21 protein-coding genes are annotated in these 19,713 nt (G+C 53.2%); 16 read left to right on the plus strand and 5 right to left on the minus strand.

The features are described 5' to 3' along the window. Positions 1-45 precede the first annotated feature (45 nt). Both ACYVRB_RS03090 and ACYVRB_RS03095 read right to left on the minus strand, forming a co-directional pair. The gene (locus tag ACYVRB_RS03090) at positions 46-528 is read right to left on the minus strand and encodes a glutathione peroxidase (RefSeq protein WP_461213475.1); all 483 of its coding nucleotides are present in this window, start codon (positions 526-528) and stop codon (positions 46-48) included. Positions 529-693: 165 nt separating this feature from the next. Beyond that, a complete protein-coding gene (locus ACYVRB_RS03095) occupies positions 694-1,152 on the minus strand; it encodes a flavodoxin (protein WP_461213476.1) in 459 nt (152 codons plus the stop codon). Between the two features lie 153 nt (positions 1,153-1,305). On the opposite strand from ACYVRB_RS03095, the gene ACYVRB_RS03100 reads away from it, so the two are divergent. Continuing rightward, a complete protein-coding gene (locus tag ACYVRB_RS03100; protein WP_461213477.1) occupies positions 1,306-2,238 on the plus strand; it encodes an NAD-dependent epimerase/dehydratase family protein in 933 nt (310 codons plus the stop codon). Positions 2,239-2,333: 95 nt separating this feature from the next. After that, positions 2,334-3,131, plus strand: coding sequence for a type I methionyl aminopeptidase (map, locus tag ACYVRB_RS03105; protein ID WP_461213478.1), 798 nt, complete (start codon positions 2,334-2,336; stop codon positions 3,129-3,131). Positions 3,132-3,208: 77 nt separating this feature from the next. Here the strand turns inward: map and nadC are convergent, their stop codons facing one another. The 3 genes from nadC to ACYVRB_RS03120 all read right to left on the minus strand — a co-directional run bounded on the left by nadC (position 3,209) and on the right by ACYVRB_RS03120 (position 6,026). Then, positions 3,209-4,039 (minus strand): carboxylating nicotinate-nucleotide diphosphorylase, encoded by an 831-nt coding sequence (gene nadC, locus ACYVRB_RS03110; protein ID WP_461213479.1) that lies wholly within the window; start codon positions 4,037-4,039, stop codon positions 3,209-3,211. Further along, entirely contained in the window at positions 4,023-5,228 is a 1,206-nt protein-coding gene (locus ACYVRB_RS03115; RefSeq protein WP_461213480.1) for an MFS transporter, read from the minus strand. The genes nadC and ACYVRB_RS03115 overlap by 17 nt, the downstream gene beginning before the upstream one ends. A gap of 72 nt (positions 5,229-5,300) precedes the next feature. Next, positions 5,301-6,026, minus strand: a complete 726-nt coding sequence (locus ACYVRB_RS03120; RefSeq protein ID WP_461213481.1) for an NUDIX domain-containing protein — start codon at positions 6,024-6,026, stop codon at positions 5,301-5,303. A 208-nt stretch (positions 6,027-6,234) separates the two neighbouring features. Between ACYVRB_RS03120 and ACYVRB_RS03125 the strand changes: the two genes are divergently transcribed. The 14 genes from ACYVRB_RS03125 (at position 6,235) to ACYVRB_RS03190 (ending at position 19,677) form a co-directional block, all read left to right on the plus strand. After that, positions 6,235-6,720 (plus strand): TetR family transcriptional regulator, encoded by a 486-nt coding sequence (locus ACYVRB_RS03125; protein WP_461213482.1) that lies wholly within the window; start codon positions 6,235-6,237, stop codon positions 6,718-6,720. A gap of 13 nt (positions 6,721-6,733) precedes the next feature. Next, positions 6,734-7,789, plus strand: coding sequence for an FtsX-like permease family protein (locus ACYVRB_RS03130; protein ID WP_461213483.1), 1,056 nt, complete (start codon positions 6,734-6,736; stop codon positions 7,787-7,789). Between the two features lie 3 nt (positions 7,790-7,792). Continuing rightward, entirely contained in the window at positions 7,793-8,467 is a 675-nt protein-coding gene (locus ACYVRB_RS03135) for an ABC transporter ATP-binding protein (RefSeq protein WP_461213484.1), read from the plus strand. Positions 8,468-8,655: 188 nt separating this feature from the next. Then, on the plus strand, positions 8,656-10,020 hold the full coding sequence (locus ACYVRB_RS03140) for a L,D-transpeptidase family protein (protein WP_461213485.1): 1,365 nt from the start codon (positions 8,656-8,658) through the stop codon (positions 10,018-10,020). Positions 10,021-10,125: 105 nt separating this feature from the next. Further along, complete coding sequence (locus ACYVRB_RS03145) at positions 10,126-11,397, plus strand: bifunctional folylpolyglutamate synthase/dihydrofolate synthase (RefSeq protein ID WP_461213486.1); 1,272 nt, start codon at positions 10,126-10,128, stop codon at positions 11,395-11,397. A gap of 102 nt (positions 11,398-11,499) precedes the next feature. Next, on the plus strand, positions 11,500-12,168 hold the full coding sequence (gene radC / locus ACYVRB_RS03150) for a RadC family protein (RefSeq protein ID WP_461213487.1): 669 nt from the start codon (positions 11,500-11,502) through the stop codon (positions 12,166-12,168). 105 nt (positions 12,169-12,273) lie between these two features. Next, the gene (locus ACYVRB_RS03155; protein ID WP_461213488.1) at positions 12,274-13,278 is read left to right on the plus strand and encodes a rod shape-determining protein; all 1,005 of its coding nucleotides are present in this window, start codon (positions 12,274-12,276) and stop codon (positions 13,276-13,278) included. A 187-nt stretch (positions 13,279-13,465) separates the two neighbouring features. Beyond that, the gene (gene mreC, locus ACYVRB_RS03160) at positions 13,466-14,329 is read left to right on the plus strand and encodes a rod shape-determining protein MreC (RefSeq protein ID WP_461213489.1); all 864 of its coding nucleotides are present in this window, start codon (positions 13,466-13,468) and stop codon (positions 14,327-14,329) included. Between the two features lie 32 nt (positions 14,330-14,361). Continuing rightward, positions 14,362-14,892, plus strand: coding sequence for a rod shape-determining protein MreD (gene mreD, locus ACYVRB_RS03165; protein ID WP_461213490.1), 531 nt, complete (start codon positions 14,362-14,364; stop codon positions 14,890-14,892). Between the two features lie 65 nt (positions 14,893-14,957). Beyond that, entirely contained in the window at positions 14,958-15,614 is a 657-nt protein-coding gene (locus ACYVRB_RS03170) for a septum site-determining protein MinC (RefSeq protein ID WP_461213491.1), read from the plus strand. Continuing rightward, positions 15,615-16,409 carry a septum site-determining protein MinD gene (gene minD, locus ACYVRB_RS03175; protein WP_461213492.1) on the plus strand — a complete coding sequence of 265 codons (795 nt, stop codon included), beginning with the start codon at positions 15,615-15,617 and terminating at the stop codon, positions 16,407-16,409. Between the two features lie 1,145 nt (positions 16,410-17,554). Then, a complete protein-coding gene (locus tag ACYVRB_RS03180; protein ID WP_461213493.1) occupies positions 17,555-18,211 on the plus strand; it encodes an amino acid ABC transporter permease in 657 nt (218 codons plus the stop codon). Positions 18,212-18,223: 12 nt separating this feature from the next. Beyond that, the gene (locus ACYVRB_RS03185; RefSeq protein ID WP_461213494.1) at positions 18,224-18,865 is read left to right on the plus strand and encodes an amino acid ABC transporter ATP-binding protein; all 642 of its coding nucleotides are present in this window, start codon (positions 18,224-18,226) and stop codon (positions 18,863-18,865) included. Then, entirely contained in the window at positions 18,862-19,677 is an 816-nt protein-coding gene (locus ACYVRB_RS03190) for an amino acid ABC transporter substrate-binding protein (protein ID WP_461213495.1), read from the plus strand. The genes ACYVRB_RS03185 and ACYVRB_RS03190 overlap by 4 nt, the downstream gene beginning before the upstream one ends. The last annotated feature ends 36 nt before the right edge of the window (positions 19,678-19,713 follow it).

The raw sequence follows: 19,713 nt of genomic DNA on the forward strand, positions 1-19,713 counted from the left end.
CACCAAAGGCCCGAGAAACTAACCAGTTTCTCGGGCCTTTGGTGTTTATTTAGACGCGACTTGAAGTGCTTGTTCAATCGCAGGAATCATTTTTTCTGGGTTGGTTTTTGGTGCGAAGCGTTCGACGACTTGACCGTCACGATCGACCAAGAACTTGCAGAAGTTCCACTTAATGGACTCGCCCAAAGCGCCTGGCGCTTCGTGCTTGAGATACTTGAACAGCGGATCTGCATTGTCGCCATTGACCACTGTCATGGTGTGCATCGGGAAAGTCACACCATAGGTCATGCGGCAGGCTTCTGCCGCTTCGCTACCGGACGCGAGTTCTTGTTTGAACTGGTTGGACGGAAAGCCGAGCACCACCAAGCCTTGATCTTGATACTTTTGATATAATTCTTCGAGTTGTTTGAACTGCGGCGAGAAACCGCATTTGGTGGCGGTATTAACGATCACCAAAGCCTTGCCGCGATATTGATCGAGTGAATATGTCTCACCATTTTCTAGCGTTGCTTTAAAATCATAAAGCATATCGAACACCTACCTTTATCCAGAGTATACATCGTCCGATTGAATTGTGCACGTGGTTTCTGAAATCGGCTTCAATTATATTAAGCGTTTCGCGCAGAAACGCAAACGCCGGGGCAACCTACCCGCAGGTGGGGTTGTCCCGACGTTTGCTAATGCTTCTTCTAATTATAGGCTGGCTTGCTTGTCGACCAAAGCCTTAGTGAAGGCTTCCAGCGCCTTGATATCATCGTCTTCTGGGGCCAGATCGATTTTGACGGATTCGGCGCCTTTGGTGGCACCGGTGGCTTCAAAAGCCTTAGCGAAGTCATCGACACTGGTGCAGAAGTCATCATAGAAGCTGTCGCCTGAGCCACAGGTCCCGTAAACCTTGCCGGTGAGGTCAAGTTCCTTGAGGTCATCGAAGAAATCGACCGCCTCGTCAGGTAAAACGCCATCGCCGACATCTGAATAGGTGTAGGTGGCGACGACACAGATGTCGACGTCTTCGAAATCCTCAGCGTCTGCTTGGCTTACCTCGGTGGTGTCGACCTCGACGTTATATTTCTCAAACTCCTCTTCAACGATGCCTGCGATTTCTTCGTTGTTCCCAGTCATACTGGCATATACAATTGCTGCTTTGACCATGCCGAAACTTCCTTTCTTAACGTGCTTTCACGCCATTATAGCAAAATCTTGACCGAACGGCTACCTGTTGCATGCGGCGTGACTTGTGGAATATGGTAGAATAATGTGTATGCAACTGGCGCTGTTATCTCGGCGCATTCAGGAGGAATTCAAATGGCAAAATATTTAGTCACTGGCGGCGCCGGTTTCATTGGTTCTAACCTGGTGGATCAGCTGGTGTTAGGCGACAATGAAATCGTGGTCGTCGATGATCTATCGATGGGGTTGAAGTCAAACCTGCCGCAATCTGACAAGGTGCGGTTCTTGGAACACAGCATCACCGATCACGCCTTCATGAGTGATTTGGTGCGCAACGAGAAGTTTGACTATATCGTTTTGCTGGCGGCGATCGCTTCAGTCGCTGATTCCGTTGACCGCCCATATTACACCCACGAGATCAACCAAGAAGCAAACCTGAACATTATCGAGACGATCCGCGCGGAACACATTCCGCTCAAAAAGTTGTTCTTCGCCAGCTCTGCGGCGGTTTACGGTGACGATCCCGCCTTGCCAAAGCAAGAAGCCATGGCGGTGAATCCGCTGACACAATACGCTGTCGACAAGTATGCCACCGAGCGGGCTATCATCAACTATGCCCGGCTGTACGACCTGCCGTTTGTCACCGTACGGTTCTTCAACGTCTTTGGGCCTAAGCAGAACCCGGCATCCCCATACAGCGGCGTGTTGTCGATCCTGTTGAACGCCTTGATCAACGACAAGCCGTTCACGTTCTTCGGGGATGGCGGCCAGACGCGCGACTTCGTCTTTGTTGGCGACGTGGTGTCTGCTATCATCGGCCTGCTGCATACGCCAGAAGCGCGCGCAGACGTCTTCAACATCGCTAACGGTAAGCAAACCACCTTGCAACAAGTCGCTGATGACCTGCAACAGATCACCGGCAAGAAGCTTAACGCGACCTATCAAGACGCCCGCCAAGGAGACATCCGCGATTCTTATGCGAATGTTGACAAGATCAACGCCTTTGGCTTCATGACGCACACACCATTGCTTAGTGGGCTCAAGCAGTATGTTGCTTCTGTGAAATAGGCTTGAAAACCGCGCCAGGAGCGACTTTTGTTGTCATTAATGGCAGTTGTGTTACACTGAAGAACGAAGACAATTTTAAATAGGAAGTGCACACATTGATCACGCTTAAATCAGAACGAGAAATCGAAGGCATGGCTAAGTCCGGTAAGATCTTGGGCGACATGTACAAGAAGCTTGAAACCATCATCCGGCCGGGAATTTCCAGCTGGGAAATCGAGAAGTTCGCTAACGAATGGATCGAGTCGCACGGCGCCGTCGCTGAAGAAAAAGGCGTCGAAGGGTACAACTACGCTACCTGTGTTTCGATCAACGATGAAGTCGCGCATGCGATCCCGCGCAAGGGCTTGATCCTTCAAGAAGGCGACATTGTTGCCGTGGATTCGGTTGTGAACTGGCAAGGTTACATGTCCGACGCCTGCCGCACTTATGCGGTTGGTAAGGTTTCTGACAAGCGCCAGAAGCTGATGGACATCACCAAAAAAGCCTTGTACTTGGGCATCGACCAGGCACAAGTCGGTAACCGGCTTGGCGATGTTGGCTACGCGATCCAACACTTCACCGAAGACGAAAACGGCTACGGCGACGTTCGCGAATTGATTGGCCACGGCATCCAGCCGACCATGCACGAAAGCCCTAACGTGCCACACTATGGCGAAGCGGGGCACGGCTTGCGGCTCAAGGCTGGCATGACCATCACCATCGAACCGATGATTACTACCGGCACCTGGAAGATTGCCGCCAAGCAAGTTCCTAACGAAGACTGGGAATACTATGTGACCGCTGACGGTTCTGACTGTGCGCAGTTTGAGCACACGATCGTCATCACCAACGACGGCCCGAAGATCTTGACCAGCTACGACGAAGAATTTGATAAGCCATATTTGCTCAAATAACCAGACTAGAGAATCACAAAGATCCCGCCCAAAACCATAATCGGTTTGGACGGGATCTTTTTTAGTCGCGGCAAGGCTTAGTCGAGATTGAAGCTGATATCTAGGTTGGTGACGCTGTTGGTCAAAAAGCCGAGGGACAGCGAATCTGCACCAGTGCCTGCGTAATCATGAATGTTGGCGAGGGTGATGCCGCCTGAAATCTCAGTCAAGATGCCAGCCGGGACCTGTTTTTGCCAAGCCTGCACGGTGGCGGGGCTTTGATTGTCGAACATGATGATATCTGCGCGGGCTTTGATCGCCGAGTGAAGCTCGGCTTCGGTTTCCACCTCGACTTCGATCTTCTTGGTCGGACCGAGGACGCGACGCAGCTGGGTAATGGCGGTGCCGAGATCGCCAACGGCCTCCCAATGGTTGTCTTTGAGCATCGCGCAATCGTAAAGCCCCATGCGGTGGTTGACGCCGCCACCGACACGCACCGCGTATTTATCGAAGGCCCGCAAGCCCGGGGCGGTTTTGCGGGTATCGAGGATCTGGATGTTGGCATCGTCCAGCGTCGCCACGGCTTCGGCGGTGGCAGTCGCAATCCCAGACATGCGCTGCATTAGGTTGAGACTCAAGCGCTCAGCCGCCAGCAGGATGTCCATGTCCCCAGACGCCTCTGCGATCACCGTACCGGCGGCCACTTTGGCACCTTCGGCGACGAGCGGCTGGTAATCCCATTGCCCACCGAGCAACTGATAGATAAATTCAGGCAGTTGCAAGCCGGCGACGACGCCATCACCTTTGGCCAAGAAGGTGCCATGGGCAGTGCGGCCGGCCAATAAGCTGGCGGTGAGATCGCCGGTGCCGAGATCTTCATCAATGAAGGTCTGAAGACTGGTTTTGACTTGATTAAAGTTTAGCGGCATGAGGGGCCTCCGAAGTTGTTTGGGTGTCATCAAGCACGTTGAAGTCCTTGACGCCGACAAGCAACACGACGAGTGCAACTAACAACATTCCAACAAAGATGCCAAACACGCCGTGGATGCCGATGCCGGCATCAAACAGCCAGCCTACCAAGAAAGGGCCGATGGTCGCACCGATACGGCCGACCGACTGTGCGCAACCCATGGCGGTGCCACGAATGGCTTGGGGAAACTGGCCAGGAGTCAACGCAATCAGCGTGCCCCAAGCGCCTAAATCAAAGAAAGACAAGGCCGCACCGGCGATTAAGATGATCGCCGTGGAGTTGGCAGTGCCAAAAACCAAGGCGGCACCGATCGTCCCAAGCAAGTAGATGCCCATGATCAGCTTGCGGCTGATCTTGCCCATCAACCAAGCGGCAAGATAATAGCCGGGTAGCTGGGCGACGCTCATCGCCAGGGTGTAGCCCAGCGAGTTGACGATTGAAAAGCCCCGCATCGTCAAAACACTCGGTAACCATAAGAAGATCCCGTAGTAAGTCAACATCACGATAAACCACATGATGCTCAAGGTGAACAAGGGCTTGGCGTGTTGTGGCTGGAGCAATTCCTTGAACGGGGTGTGCTTACTAGCTTGGTGCACGGGTTCTTGTGGTAGATGCTCACGCAAGATGAACGCGTACAATGCCGCAATCAAGGTGACCGCAACGGCGATCCGCCAACCGAATGCCGGCATCACCAAGTACGCGATCAAGCTTGCAACGATCCAACCCCATGCCCAAAATGAATCTCCGAGCACCAGCATCTGTGAGCGGCGGACACCGGTAAAATGATCGGCCAGCATCGTTGCGGCAACAGGCAGCTCGCCGCCTAACCCGATTCCGGTGATGAAGCGGATCACCATGAACCAAGCGACGTTTGGCGCGAACGCCAAGGCGAGGTTACTTGCAGAAAATAAGATCAAGGTGCCCATCAAGACGTGCTTGCGCCCAAACGTATCTGCTAGGCGCCCGCAGGCAATCGCCCCGAAGATCATTCCGACGGATGTCATCGCGCCGACCAGGCCTAGCTGAGTCGAAGACAGTTGCCATTCGCTTTTCAGCAACGGCATGATGAATGAAAGTAAGGCGACATCCATGGCGTCGAATAACCAAGCGGTTCCGACGATCAATAATAAGTGCTTGGGTGTGTGCATAATTTTCCTCCTTGCCGATAAAAGTATTAACGACTTTTATTCGGTTATGGAGATGAGCTTACACCCCAGTCTTTACACTGTCAAGCGATAGGTCTTGGCTGGCCGGCCCGGGCCTTCAGTCGCGGTGCGTCCGACCGGGGTGAGCAGTTGCCGGTGGTCACGCAAGAAATTGGAATTATCCGGTTCGTATTGGCCAAAGGTGGCAAAAACGCCTCGGGCTTGTTTCAGCGTGAAGGCGTGGCCCAAAATCAACAAGATGGTCGGTTGCCAGTCTAGCTTATTGGCGATCCGGGTGCAGGCAACGGTGAGGATCCAGTTGTGGTCGTAGGCCAAGCTGGTGGCAGGCGTTTTGTTGTGCAGATATTCGTCTGGATGCAAGGTCGTGAATCGCAACCTGCCATGTGTGAAGCTGAAGCGCGCGGCTTCTGGGGCGTGCAGGGTAAACCAGGCGACGTCGCTGGCCCCGGCGCCGGCGATCAACTGCGGGCGGGTAGGCAAAAACACCATGTAACTGAGTGAAAGGGCGCGTTCCCCTGGTGCGCGTTCAGGAGCCGTGAAGGTGGCGAGTTGTTCCGCATGCACAGCCGGCAGCTCGAGGCCAATCTTTTCTCGGACCAAACGCAAGGCCGCTTGATGGGCGCCTTCCGAGCTTTGCATGGCCGTTTCAGGCAGTGCCCAGTAGCCCGCAAACGGCGCGTCACTGCGCCGCACAAGCAAGACGTCCACGCTTTGGGTAGTGGTGTCGAAGCTCCAAATGATATCTGTGATCGTGATCAGTGGGTGTGCGCGTTCGTCCATGGTGAAGCCTCCTTTGAATAGCTTTAGTGTAAGCGGAAGCAAGGATTTCAGCAACCAGCAATTGTCCTGTCACCCTCATTACCTTGATCGATCGTGAACAAGCGACAAGCGATAAATTTAATTGCAATAAATTCATTGACACGGTGTCACTTTGCGCTATACTATGCATATTGACACGGTGTCACTTTTTTGTTTGGAGGAATAAGGATTGGTCTCAACAACTTTTAGAAATCTGGATAAGGCCAAGCAGCAACGCGTTGAAGCGGCGTTGCTCAAGGAATTTTCCGCGTATCCTGTGGCGACAGCCCAGGTGGCACGGATCGTGCGCGAGGCGGGCATCGCGCGCGGGGCCTTTTATAAATATTTTGATGATATCGAAGACGCTTATGGGTATCTGTTCCATCAGGTAATGGTAGCCGTGCACAGCCACCTGCCGCGATTTGAGAATGCCTATCAAGCCACAGCGGCGTTTGTCACCGGGGCTCAGGATTCGGACTACCTGCCATTTTTGCGCCAACATTTTTTACATAATGAAGGGATCTTGACGGCGGCCGAGCCTCCGGTAGCTGACGATCCCAAAGCCTGGGCGATCAAAGTGCTTTGTCACGAAACGATCCGCGCGGCGCTGGTCGATCCTGAATCCGCGCAGGCGCGCCTTGACCAGCTCCACCAGGTGCTGAAGCAACTGGCATAACAAAGGAGAGAGTATGTATCTCGCATTGAAAGAAATGCGCAAAGAAAAATTGCGCTATAGTCTGATCATCGCCATGATCGTGTTGATCAGCTATTTGATTTTTATCTTGACCAGCCTGGCCTTGGGCTTGGCGAATCAAAACACAGACGCGATCAAGTCGTGGGACATGCAAAGTATCGCCTTGAACAAAGATGCCAATCGCAGCTTGTCGCAATCACTGTTGACCAAGGCCGACACGAAGGCGACGCTGCCGGCCAGCCAAGCGTACATCGGTCAAGCACCGGTGGTTGCCAAGCAAAGCGGCCATGCCCAAGTTTCTGGCTATTTCATTGGTTTGGACAACAAGCAGTTTGTCGCCAAAAAGATCAAGCTCCAAAGCGGTCATTTGGCGACCAACCGCTATCAGCTGGTGGCTGATACGGCCTTCAAAGACGCGGGGTACACCCTGGGGGACACCGTCAAGTTCAACGGCCAGTCCCATGCGTATCGGATCGTCGGCTTCACCGAAAACGCGAAGCTGAGCGTGGCGCCGGTGCTTTACGGTCAGTTGTCTGCGTGGACGACGCTCAAAAACGCCCCGAGCTTCGTGCGCGCCAGTGCGATCGTATCAACCAAAGCCGATTTGCAAGCAGGAAAAAACCAGCACACCTATTCTCAAGACGCGTTTATTCAGAAGCTGCCGGGGTATACCGCGCAGAACATGACGTTTGAATTGATGATCGGCTTTTTGATGGTGATCTCGTTGATCGTGATCGCAGTCTTCTTATATATCTTGACAATGCAGAAGCGGCAAAATTACGCCGTGTTGCGGGCTCAAGGGATGCCGGGCAAGTTGCTGGTGAACAGCACGCTCAGTCAGGCGCTGGTGATGGTGCTCGTCGGGCTTGTCATTGGCACCGGGTTGACGGTTGCTACCGCGCTAGCGATGCCGGCGGCGGTGCCGATGAGCTTCTTAATTCCGGCATTGAGTGCCGTGGCGGCGGCGTTGATCGTCATCGCGATGCTGGGCGCCGTGATCCCGGTGCGGTCGGTGCTGGCGGTTGACCCTGTCAGTGTGATTGGAGGATAATCCGTGAGTGAATTAGTCGTATCGCATGTTGAGCATTTTTTTGGTAGCGGAAAAAGCCGCGTCCATGTCTTGCACGACGTCTCTTTTTCCGCCGATGCCGGTGAAGTGAACCTGATCTTAGGCCCTTCAGGCAGCGGCAAAAGCACGCTTTTGACGATTGCCGGCGGCCTCTTGACTCCGACTTCAGGTAGCGTTCAAGTCGCTGGCGTCGAGCTGGCCCAAGCCAGCACCAAAGCGCGTGAGCAGTTGCGCCTGGCCAGCATCGGATTTGTCTTGCAGGCGTATCATCTGTTGCCGTTTTTGAAGGTCAAAGAACAATTTGAATTAGTCACAAAGGTCAAGAAAACCGGCAACCTCAACGCAGATGCGCTCAGCAAGCTATTGACCACGCTGGGGTTGACCGATTTTGTCGATGCGTATCCTGGATCGCTTTCAGGTGGGCAACAGCAACGCGTCGCCATCGCGCGGGCGCTGTATCCTGACCCTGAAGTGATTTTGGCAGACGAACCCACCGCGGCACTTGACAGCCAGCGCGTGCAACAAGTCGGTGAGCTTTTGGCGAATTTGGCGCACACGCGCAATAAGGCGATCGTGATCGTCACCCACGACGAGCGGTTACGGGCGATGGCCGATCATGTCTATGAAATGATTGACGGCAAATTGACCGCAACAAAATAATTGTGATCTTCTTAAACTAATTGTATTATGGGGAAGATCGCGGGCCACGGCGTTTGGATAAGGGTTGTCATGGCGCGCAACAACCAGTGTTTTCGCAGAATCTTCATATTCTACGGCTATGCTTGCGTTGTGCTATAATTTAGGCCAGATGAGCCGTTGCTGACTTGCAGTCAAGGAGTGAAATGTTCATGAAAACAAAACGTGTATGGTTGTTCGGCGTGTTGGCCGTGGCTGTCGTGGCTTTCGGTGCCTACGCCGGACGGAGCCATCACTACAAAACGCGGTTTTTGCCAAAGACCGAGGTGCTAGGTGTCGACGTCAGCAAGCAGACGGTTTCTGCCGCTGATCAGACGTTGAAACGGCATTTCGCCAACAGCAAGGTCGCGTTGCAAGACAACGGCAAGACCGTGGCAACGGCGACTGGTAGTGAGCTCGGCTTGAAGCAAGATTTCACGACGACACTGCAGAAGCTGATGAAGGCCCAAAATCCTTGGCGCCTGTCTGCGACTGTGCTGGCCTCCAGCAAAGATAAGGCGACGTTGACCAGTGGCAACACCCAATTAGGTAGTTACACCAAGCAACTGGCGGCCAAGCTCAACAAAACCCGGCAAGCGCCAGTTGATGCCAAGGTGGTTGCGGTTGATGGCAAGTTCGTTGTCAAAAAAGAACAAGCAGGGAATCAAATCGATCCTGCCAAGCTCACGGCGGCGGTCACCAAGGCGGTCAGCACGGATAAAAAAGTCGTTGCTATCGCCCCGACATATGCGCAGCCTAAGGTGACATCCAGTGCCTCGAGCCTGAAGCAGGCCGCGACCGATTTATCTAAGATCGCCCAGATCAAGGCCCAGGTGAAGATCACCAACCACACGCTCACAATCCCGACCGGCACTTTACAAAGCTGGTTGAGCTATGATCACGGCGTGCAGGTCGATCAAGCTAAAGTGGCGGCATACGTCGCGCAGCTGGCCAGCACCTATAACACGTTTGGTAAGACGCGGACATTCAAGTCGACCAAGCGCGGCACGGTGAAGGTGCCTGGTGGGACTTATGGCTGGACGATTCAGCAAGATTCAACGACCAAGGCGTTGATCGCAGCCATCAAAAAAGGCCAAGACTTCACCAAAGAAGTTGCCTGGTCAGGATCTGGCTATCACAGCGATGGTACCGATATCGGTAACACCTACGTTGAAGTCGATATCACCAACCAACACGAGTATTTCTATCAAAACGGCAAACTCGTCTTAGATACTGCCGTCGATACCGGCAAGCCCGGCCAAGATACGCCTAAAGGGGTCGACTTTGTCTGGAACAAGGTCCGCAACAAAACCCTCACCGGCAAAAACGATGACGGGTCGAGTTATGCCAGTCCTGTGAGCTACTGGATGCCAGTCGATTATACCGGCGTTGGGCTACACGATTCGCCTTGGCAGAAGAAGTATGGTAACGGGTGGTATAAGACCCACGGCTCGCATGGCTGTGTGAACAATCCCCCTGCATTCATGGCTAAACTCTATGCGGCGGTACCGCTGGGAACACCAGTCGTGATTTTCTAAGCAGTTATCAGTGAGCACCAGAACGCGTGAAAACGAGTTCTGGTGCTCACCTTTTTTTGCTGAAAATTGCGGTATAATGAAACTAATTCGCACTTGGAGGCACCTATGGATTATCAAACGGCAGTGACATTTATTCATGCTTTACCTCGCTTGGCCAAAGACGGGAGCCAAGATCGGATCAACGCATTATTGGCGGCACTTGCCCATCCAGAAGCCAAGCAGGTCTACATTCATGTGACCGGTACCAACGGCAAAGGGTCCGTTGCTAACGTCACGGCTCATATCCTAGAGGCGGCAGGGTTGCACGTGGGCTTGTTCACGTCGCCTTTCATCATGCGCTTTAACGAGCGCTTCATGATCGACCACCAACCGATCCCAGACGTGACGCTGGCGGCATTGACGACTCGTGTTGCTACCGCACTTGCGGGGATCCAGGCAAAACAGCCGGAATTTGTCGTGACCGAATTTGAATTTGTGACGGCACTGGGGTTGCTTTATTTTCACGACGCCAACGTCGACGTGGCAGTCATCGAAGTCGGCATCGGTGGCAAAGAAGATTCCACGAATGTCATCATGCCCCAAGTTGCCGTAATCACAAGCGTGGGGCTGGATCACCAGGCGCTGTTGGGCAACACGATCCAAAGCATCGCCACACATAAAGCGGGAATCATTAAACCAAACGTGCCTGTCGTCACCGGCGCCTTGCCGCAAGCAGCGACAACAGTTGTAGCAGCGCGGGTGGCTGTCACCCACAGTGTTTGGGATGCCTATCCGAAGGCTTTAGCCGCGACCCACGCGCGGGTGTTTGATTGGGGGCAGACCTTCGATTATCAAGACGCGGATGGTTGGTTAAAAGATGTGACGATCCCGCTGATGGGCGATTATCAGCCTGCCAACATGGCGGTCGCCATTCGTACTGCCAAGCGCTTTGCGATTGGGGCCGGCTTAGTTTTGGACGACGCGATGATCAAAGCCGGCTTGGCCGCGAGCACCTGGCCAGGCCGGATGGAAAAAATCAGTCGCGACCCGCTAATTATTTTGGATGGTGCCCATAATCCACAAGGCGTCGGCGGTTTGGTCAAGACGCTGGCAGAGCTGTTTCCAAATCGCTCCGTGACGGTGATGGCAGGGGTGTTGAAGGACAAAGATGTCAACACGATGGTAACTGAACTCGTTGGTAGCACTCACCGGCTGTGGCTGGTCCCTGTGCCGAACACCCCGCGGGCGACCGCGGCCAAAGATTATCCGGCCAATGTCAGGCACTTTGCGGATTGGCAAACCGCCTTGGCCGCATACCGGCAAGATCACGCCGACGAGCCGCTTGTCATCACAGGGTCTTTATACTTGGTCGCGGCGGTCCGCCAGGCGCTGATGTAACGTCAAGACATTGGTTTTAGGCGCCGTTTGAGCTAAGCCGGCGCTGTGTGCAGATGTGCCCTCCGCAGATAGATTGCAAATCTATTAGTGGAGGTGAAAAGTATGCATGAGCATTTGTATGAACGGGTATTTGAACACGGCGCAGGTAGCCTGAGCGATGAGCAATTACTGCGGGTTTTGTTGCGCAGTGGTAGCCAGACGGTGCCCTTAGCCAACACGGTTGCTGGCTTGTTGGCGGCATATCCGCATTTGGCTCGGCTGGATCACGCGGATGGCGCGAGGCTAACGGCGATCTCAGGCATCGGGTTGAGCAAAGCTGTTGGAATCATCGCGAGCTTGGAATTGGGTCTGCGCGTCAGCGCCCAAGAAGGTTTGCGTTATGGTGAGGTGAAGACGATCGACGAGATCGGGTCGCGCCTTGTCAAGCAGTTGCGTGGCATCAAGCAAGAGCGCTTCATCGCGATTTTTCTTGATGCGCGCTTGGCGGTGATCGAACAGGCCACCATGGCCCTAGGCGGTATGAGTGCGGCTGAAGCCGATCCGCGGGTTGTGTTCACTAAGGCACTGCGGGTTAACGCCAGCTATCTGGTGCTGGCGCACAATCACCCAAGCGGCGATCCTGAGCCCAGCGTCGCTGATATTTCGGTGACGGCACGGTTCATTGAAGCCGGGGTCGTCGTCGGAGTGAGCGTTTTAGATCATTTGGTGATCGGGCAAAGCACTTACCACTCATTTGCACAAAACGATGAAGGGTTAAATTTTTTCAAATAATCGCCGCTTCTCAAGGATTCTGACGTGTCAGCCGTGGAAGCCGTTGCCACTTGTGCTATAATCTGAGAGACCACATTACAGAAACGCGTTGAAGGAGAGAACATCTTGTTTGGATTAGGAGCTAAAAATATCGGGATCGATCTCGGCACCGCCAATACTTTGGTGTATGTCGATGGCAAGGGGATCGTTTTGCACGAACCTTCTGTCGTCGCCAAAAACACGCAAAGTGGCGAAATTATTGCTGTCGGTGAAGAAGCCCGGGCAATGATCGGCCGGACCCCGGCTAACGTCACCGCGATTCGCCCGATGAAAGACGGCGTGATCGCTGATTACGATACGACTGCCGCGATGCTGAAATATTTCATGGAAAAAGCCCTCGGTGGCACTGGCACCCATCCGCAAGTGATGATCTGTGTTCCTAGCGGTGTGACGGAAGTTGAAAAGCGCGCCGTGATCGATGCGGCCAAAGTTGCTGGGGCCAAAGAGGCGTTTGTTATCGAAGAGCCTTACGCTGCTGCGATCGGCGCCGGGTTGCCTGTCATGGATCCGACTGGGTCGATGGTTGTCGATATCGGCGGCGGGACGACTGATGTCGCGACGATTTCCTTAGGCGGAATCGTATCCAGCCGGTCGATTCGGATGGCTGGCGATAAGATGGATGAGGCTGTGATCTCATACGTCCGCCAAAACTATAACCTGTTGATCGGTGAACGCACGGCTGAAGATGTTAAGATGCAGTGCGGCTCCGCATCGATCGAACGGGCCAAAGAAATTGATGGGATGACCATTCGTGGCCGTGATTTGTTGACCGGCCTGCCAAAAACTGTCGAAGTAACGGCGGTGGATGTGGCAACGGCAATCAACGAAATCGTGTTGGCGATTATCGATGCGGTTAAGGAGACTCTCGAAGAAACGTCTCCTGAAATTGCCGCCGATGTGATCGATCACGGTATCGTCTTGACCGGTGGCGGTGCGATGTTGAAGCATCTGTCAGAGGTGATTTCCGACGCCGCGCAAGTGCCCGTATTCATCGCCCAAGATCCACTGGATTGTGTCGCGATCGGTACCGGGGAATCCTTGAAGAACATCGAAGTCTTGAAAAAGCACTGAGATTGAGTGGCCGGCCAGAGCGGTCGGCCATTTTTAATTCCGATGGTTCTGGTTAAGAAAGCGTCTCGATTTCGTTTGATGAATTGCCCGTAACGGCATTAGCGGGTACAATTTAGGTAATGCTGAATCATAAGCGATGCGAGTAAAATAGTGGCATCGATAATGAAATAATGAGAGCGAGTGTGACATGAACAAGTTCTTCTCGAATAAAAAACTAATCGTGGTCATGGTTGCGCTGCTGTTAAGTCTGGGGCTTGTTTCGTATTCCGTTGCCGTGCGCGACAAACGGAGCACGCCGCCGGTCATCCAGCAGCTTGGCAACGATGTCGTTGGCATCGGCGCGCGAATCGTGACCAGCCCGGCGCAGTGGATCAAGGGCGGCTTAGATGACATCGACGATTTGGTTGATGCATACAGCGAGAACAAAACGCTCAAAGCTCAAATCGAAGATCTCGCCCAGACGAAGGTGCAGGCACAGACGTTACGTCGGGAAAACACTGCGTTGAAAAAGCAGCTGAAACTTGACGCGACGCTGACAGATTACACGCAGATCAACGCCTCGGTGATGCTACGTAGTCCGAGTGATTGGCGCAACATCGTTATCATCAACAAGGGTCAAGGCGCCGGCGTCAAGAAGAACATGCCAGTCATGGCGGGCTCTGGGGTCGTTGGTCGCGTCATCGAAGTTGATAAAACCTCGGCGAAAGTCGAGATCCTGTCGACTGACAACAAAGCTGCCGATCATTTTGCTGCACAGGTCACAACCGCTAATGGCGCGACCATCAACGGGGTGATTACCGGCTATCAACAAAAAACCGGCTATCTGATCTTGGGTCAGTTGAATACCGACAAAGACATCAAAAAAGGCCAGCGAGTCGTCACTTCCGGACTTGGTGGGGCGACGCCAAAGGGCCTGTTGCTTGGCACGGTCGAAACGATCAAAAAAGACGATTATGGACTCGCCAATACGGTTTATCTCAAACCGGCGGCTAACCTCGACGACTTGAGCGTGGTTACCGTGATTGCCCGGACGGTGGCAAGTAACCGGTAGCGCCTTTCATTGTTGATGTTAAGGAGGAAATCATGCAGACTCAACGTCCTTTCACCGGTCATGGTTGGGTCGTCTTGCTCTTGTTCGTCGCGTTGTTGTTAGATGGCGTCTTGAGTCTTGTGCTTGGCCAATGGCTGCTGACCGCCCAGTTTTCCGGGGTGCCTCAGCTCACGTTGATTACCATGTTGATGGTGGTGATCTTTTTGCCGGAAGAAAAATACATCGTGGTTTACGCGGTGGCTTTCGGTTTGTTGTTTGATATCGTTTATACTGGGATCTTAGGCGTTAATGCTTTGATCTGGCCGTTGATCGTTTATATCGCGGTTCAGTTGCGTGGCTTCGTCCCGCGGGCGCCGCTGTTTGTGGGCTCGTTGGTCGTTATCTCGGTGACTATCTTTTCCGTTGCAAATTATGCGATGAATGAGTTGATCGGCTACGGGCCTGACAGCATCACCCAACTAGTGGCCGTACATTTGGGGCCATCGTTGGTGGTGAATTTGATTGGCTTTGCGATTGTTTATTTGCCTTTGAGCCGATTATTGATAAACTTAAGAAGAAGTTAGTGAATGCCACCGGCTTGCCGGTGGTGTTTTAATAGCGGGCGTTGCCCGTATCGTGAGGTGAGAGTGTGGATGCAGTGATTTTGAAGGGGCGCAAGGACGGCTTTGAGCTACAGCTGGCCGACACCGCTAGCTGGGTGGACATCTTGGGGGGATTGGAAGAATTACTCCAAAAGCTCGCCCAAGACACCCCAGAAGGGCAAGTCGATTTCTTGTTGACCACAGGTAACCGGCTGTTGTCTGCGGACCAAAGAACAGAGATCCAACGGGTGTTCGATCGGTTCTCACGTTTTGAAATCAAGGCGATTCAAGCGACGGTCGAAGATGGGGCGACGTTGCGCGCACGGTTGCGGGCACGGAGTATCCATCTCGTCGGTGGCATCATCCGCTCAGGCCAGTTGCTTGAGTATACGGGAGACGTTTTATTTGCCGGGGTACTACACCGGTCCGGAACGTTGAAAGCCACCGGTAGCATTTTTGTCATGGGGTCGGTCGAAGGGTTGTTGATCGCCGGTGCCAATGGGGACACCGGGGCGGTGATCGCTGGTGATATCAGTCACGCCGGACAGATTCGGATCGCTGACACGCTAGAAATCATCGACGCCAACGATTACAACGCGCAGACGTTGAGCTATATTAACGATCTACATATCTTAGAACATGGGTCGATCGACGCCTTAGCGAAGATGCGACCAAAACTTTTCCGGAAACTGGAGGACTTGTAATTGGGAACAGCATTAGTTGTCACTTCAGGTAAAGGTGGCGTCGGTAAGACGACCACTAGTGCAAACATCGGGACAGCCTTGGCACTTCAAGGCAAGCGGGTGGTGTTGTTGGATCTTGACATCGGGTTACGTAACCTTGATGTGGTTTTAGGATTGTCCAACCGGATCATCTATGACATTGTCGATGTCACCACCGGGCGCGCAAAGTTGCATCAGGCGTTGATCAAAGACAAGCGCTTTGACGATTTGTTATATGTGTTGCCAGCAGCCCAAAACGCAGAAAAAGATGCGCTAGAGCCGGAACAAGTGGTAGAGATCGTCACGCAGCTGAAAGAAGAGTTCGACTTCATCATCTTGGACTCGCCGGCGGGGATCGAACAAGGCTTCCGCAACGCCGTGGAAGGCGCTGACGGCGCAATCGTCGTCACGACGCCAGAAATCAGTGCAGTTTCCGACGCTGATCGAGTGGTTGGGTTGCTGGAACAACGCGACATGGTTTATCCGCCACGCCTTGTGATCAATCGAATCCGCCAGCACATGATGGACGATGGCCGTTCGATGGATGTCGATGAGATCACCCAGCACCTTGGTATCGATTTGTTGGGTATCATCATCGATGACGATGATGTTATCGCCACGTCAAATAAAGGTGAAACCGTCGTGATGGATCCCGACAACCTCGCTAGCCGCGGGTACCGTAACATTGCTCGCCGTCTGTTAGGTGAGTCCGTACCTTTAATGAAACTCGAACAAAAGAAAGTCGGCTTCTGGTCCCGTCTCTTCCATCGTAGCTAAGCAATCGTTGTCCGGCAACGTAAGTGTGTCGGCCGTCCTCTAGGAGGAAGCGTCTAGCTCTGCTACGGCAGAAATGGCAGTATGCTGTGCGGCCGTCTGCAGCCTGCTTCGCAGTCTTACGACTAATTTCGAAGCCGTTTCGCGTCTTCAAAATTGCCGACGCCAACACCGGTAAGCCAGCAGAGCTGTCTCACAGGCGTTGGCGTTGTCACTGCATACTGCCATTTCCGCCTCCGCGCCACTAGCCCACTTCCTCCTTCCGGACTCACATCCCGGGTGAATATAAACATCCACTCAACGTGCTAAACATGGTGCAAATTTTCAAAGATAATTGTCTGCATGGGATATGTATTGTGGATTCCATGGACAGAATTATGATCAACGAGAAACTTGTTTTACCACCATGCTAAATTATTCTGATACGCAGAATCTAGGGTGTGGGCGAAAGTGACGGAAGCAGGTCAATCTGACGTGGTGAGATTGCTGTTAGCGACTTGTCGCTTACAGCAAGGCACAGGTGGAGATCCACTTGGCCGGCACGGCCAAGTTAGCTCCGCCGAGCACCCTCTCCACGACAGATTGAAGCCTGCTGGAGTCGCTTTTGCCCACACACGACAGCTTACTGGTCTACCCAGCACAAAATGCTTACGCCGCCGGACAGCGACCGCGAGGTAAAATTACCGGTAGGGGGTTGACAATCGATTAAAAATTGATTAGTGTTAGTCCCATAATAATTCAATGCGTTGAGTGGAAACGGACTGAGTCACGATGTTAAGCGAACCTGGAATGGTGCAAGCCAGGTGGTCGTCTCAGGGCCTCACATCCACGAGTGCATGGCTGAATGAAGTAGGTCGTGCCGGTTGGCTCGTTATCGCCGTGGTTGAAAAACACAATGAGGTTGGTGTCGTGAGGCAGCAACGAACATGAGGTGGCACCGCGGCATTCAAGTCGTCCTCAAACAGCTTAGGCTGTTTGAGGACTTTTTTTGCGGACAGCGTTTTTCAACCACCTGAGGCCGCAGTGGTGATGCTGTGGCGAAGTGAGGTGGCACCACGCACGAAGCGTCCTCTCGTACATTATTTGTATGAGTGGACGTTTTTTTGTCGTTGCGGTTTTGCGGCACGTTGTTTAGAGGAGGGTATACCATGCACTACATATTCGAAATTTTACCGGCATTATTAGCTGGCGTGAAAACCACGCTGAGCGTGTTCTTCCTGACGTTGATCGGCTCGATTCCACTTGGGATGCTGTTGTCGGTCGGCTTGATCCACAAGGCCAAGAGCTGGCTGGGCAAACTGGGCAACTGGCTGTTGACCGCCTATGTGTGGCTGTTCCGAGGCACGCCGCTGCTATTACAGCTGATCTTTGTGTTCTACGGCTTGCCGCTGATCGGGATCGTGTTTGACCGGTTCAACGCCGCGATCTTCGCGTTCATCTTGAACTACGCCGCTTATTTTGCAGAAATCTTCCGTGGCGGTTTTGGCGCCGTGGAAGAAGGGCAGTTTGAAGCCGCGACAGTCTTGAACCTGACGCGCTGGCAGACCCTGCGTTACGTGGTGATTCCACAAGTCTTGAAGATCGTGTTGCCTTCGATGGGGAATGAAATCATCAACTTGGTCAAGGATTCCAGTTTGGTTTATGTCATCGGCTTGGGCGACTTGCTCCGTGCCGGTAACGTGGCCACCGCGCGCGATGTCACCTTGGTACCGCTGGTCTTAGTTGCCGCGATCTACCTAGTCATGACCGCCGTGTTGACCTGGGCTCAGAAGAAAGTCGAGAAGTCGTTCTCGTATTACCGCTAGGAGGCAAGTGCTATGTTAGAACTGAAAAATATCAATAAGTCGTTCGACGGCCAGCAGGTACTCGCCGACATCAATGTCACGATTGAAGACCACAAGACCCTTGCCATCGTCGGTCCGTCTGGTGCCGGCAAAACGACCCTGTTGCGGATCATCGCCGGGTTGATCGATAAAGATTCTGGTGAGTTCATCTGGGAAGGCCAGCCGACCACCGCTCAGCAGTTGCGCAAAGACGGCGTCATTGGGGTCGTTTTCCAAGGCTTCGAGCTGTTCCCAAACATGACCGTGTTGCGCAACATCACGCTGGCACCAACGCTGTCAGGAATTGCCCCAGCAGAAGCGGAAAAGCAGGCGCGCAATCTGCTTGAACAGCTGGAACTATCCGAACAAGCCGATGCCTATCCTTACTCCTTGTCTGGCGGGCAAAAGCAGCGGATCGCCATCGCCAGAGCGTTGGCGTTGAACCCGCAGATCTTGTTATACGACGAGCCAACTTCCGCGCTGGATCCCAACTTGCGCCACAGCGTTGCTAAGCTGGTCAACCGGTTCAAGGCAGACGGCATGACCCAAGTGGTTGTTACCCATGACATGGATTTCGCCAAAGAAGTCGCGGATACGACCTTCACCGTCAACAAGCTGGGCGGTGACGCGCAATGAAACGCTGGTTAAGATTAACGCTGGTCGCGCTGATTGCGGTTTTGGCCGTGGGCGCTACCGGTTGTGCAAGGCGAGCGGAGCAGAATTCCTGGCCGCGGATCAAGCAAACCAAAAAAGTCGTGATCGGGCTTGATGATTCCTTTGTGCCGATGGGTTTTCGCCAGAAGAGCGGGAAGCTTGAAGGCTTTGATATCGATTTGGCCAAGGCGGTGTTTAAGTTATACGGCGTCAAGCCAGACTTTCAGTCGATCGAATGGTCGATGAAAGAAACCGAGATCAAGAATCAAACCATCGATTTGATTTGGAACGGCTATTCCAAGACGCCGGAACGGGAGCAAAAAGTCGCTTTTTCGAACGACTACCTAGTCAACCACCAGTTGTTGGTGACTAAGACCAAAGATCACATCAACTCGTTTGCGGACATGCAAGGCAAGTCGCTCGGGGTGCAGACCGGTTCTAGTGGTGCGGCGGCCTTAGACGCCAAGCCCAAGCTTTTGAAGCAATATATCAAAGGCCAAGACCCGGTGTTATACGATACGTTCACCAATGCGTTTTTGGATCTCAACGCGGGACGGATTCAGGGGATCTTTATGGATGAAGTTTATGCGCGGTATTATGTCGCGCACCAGCCGGACCCGTCGAGCTACAAGATTTTGACCTCCAAAGGCTTTGATTCTGAAGCCTTTGCTGTGGGGATGCGCAAATCTGATACAGAATTGCAGACCAAGATCAATGAAGGCTTCAAGACCCTTGAGAAAAACGGCACGATGGCTAAGCTCAAGCACAAGTGGTTTGGTGAAGGTGCCGACTGATCGGTTATGATAAAATGAAGGTGTATCGCTGAGCGG

The sequence above is a fragment of the Lacticaseibacillus boliensis genome, assembly GCF_054784775.1.

Bases quoted from the DNA above. Each gene is read 5' to 3' on its own strand.
- ACYVRB_RS03145 (WP_461213486.1), top strand. From the start codon at position 10,126: ATGGATTATCAAACGGCAGTGACATTTATTCATGCTTTACCTCGCTTG.
- ACYVRB_RS03130 (WP_461213483.1), top strand. From the start codon at position 6,734: ATGTATCTCGCATTGAAAGAAATGCGCAAAGAAAAATTGCGCTATAGT.
- ACYVRB_RS03185 (WP_461213494.1), top strand. From the start codon at position 18,224: ATGTTAGAACTGAAAAATATCAATAAGTCGTTCGACGGCCAGCAGGTA.
- ACYVRB_RS03140 (WP_461213485.1), top strand. From the start codon at position 8,656: ATGAAAACAAAACGTGTATGGTTGTTCGGCGTGTTGGCCGTGGCTGTC.
- radC (WP_461213487.1), top strand. From the start codon at position 11,500: ATGCATGAGCATTTGTATGAACGGGTATTTGAACACGGCGCAGGTAGC.
- ACYVRB_RS03100 (WP_461213477.1), top strand. From the start codon at position 1,306: ATGGCAAAATATTTAGTCACTGGCGGCGCCGGTTTCATTGGTTCTAAC.
- ACYVRB_RS03090 (WP_461213475.1), bottom strand. From the start codon at position 528: ATGCTTTATGATTTTAAAGCAACGCTAGAAAATGGTGAGACATATTCA.
- ACYVRB_RS03095 (WP_461213476.1), bottom strand. From the start codon at position 1,152: ATGGTCAAAGCAGCAATTGTATATGCCAGTATGACTGGGAACAACGAA.
- mreD (WP_461213490.1), top strand. From the start codon at position 14,362: ATGCAGACTCAACGTCCTTTCACCGGTCATGGTTGGGTCGTCTTGCTC.
- ACYVRB_RS03115 (WP_461213480.1), bottom strand. From the start codon at position 5,228: ATGCACACACCCAAGCACTTATTATTGATCGTCGGAACCGCTTGGTTA.
- nadC (WP_461213479.1), bottom strand. From the start codon at position 4,039: ATGCCGCTAAACTTTAATCAAGTCAAAACCAGTCTTCAGACCTTCATT.
- ACYVRB_RS03180 (WP_461213493.1), top strand. From the start codon at position 17,555: ATGCACTACATATTCGAAATTTTACCGGCATTATTAGCTGGCGTGAAA.
- ACYVRB_RS03190 (WP_461213495.1), top strand. From the start codon at position 18,862: ATGAAACGCTGGTTAAGATTAACGCTGGTCGCGCTGATTGCGGTTTTG.
- mreC (WP_461213489.1), top strand. From the start codon at position 13,466: ATGAACAAGTTCTTCTCGAATAAAAAACTAATCGTGGTCATGGTTGCG.
- ACYVRB_RS03120 (WP_461213481.1), bottom strand. From the start codon at position 6,026: ATGGACGAACGCGCACACCCACTGATCACGATCACAGATATCATTTGG.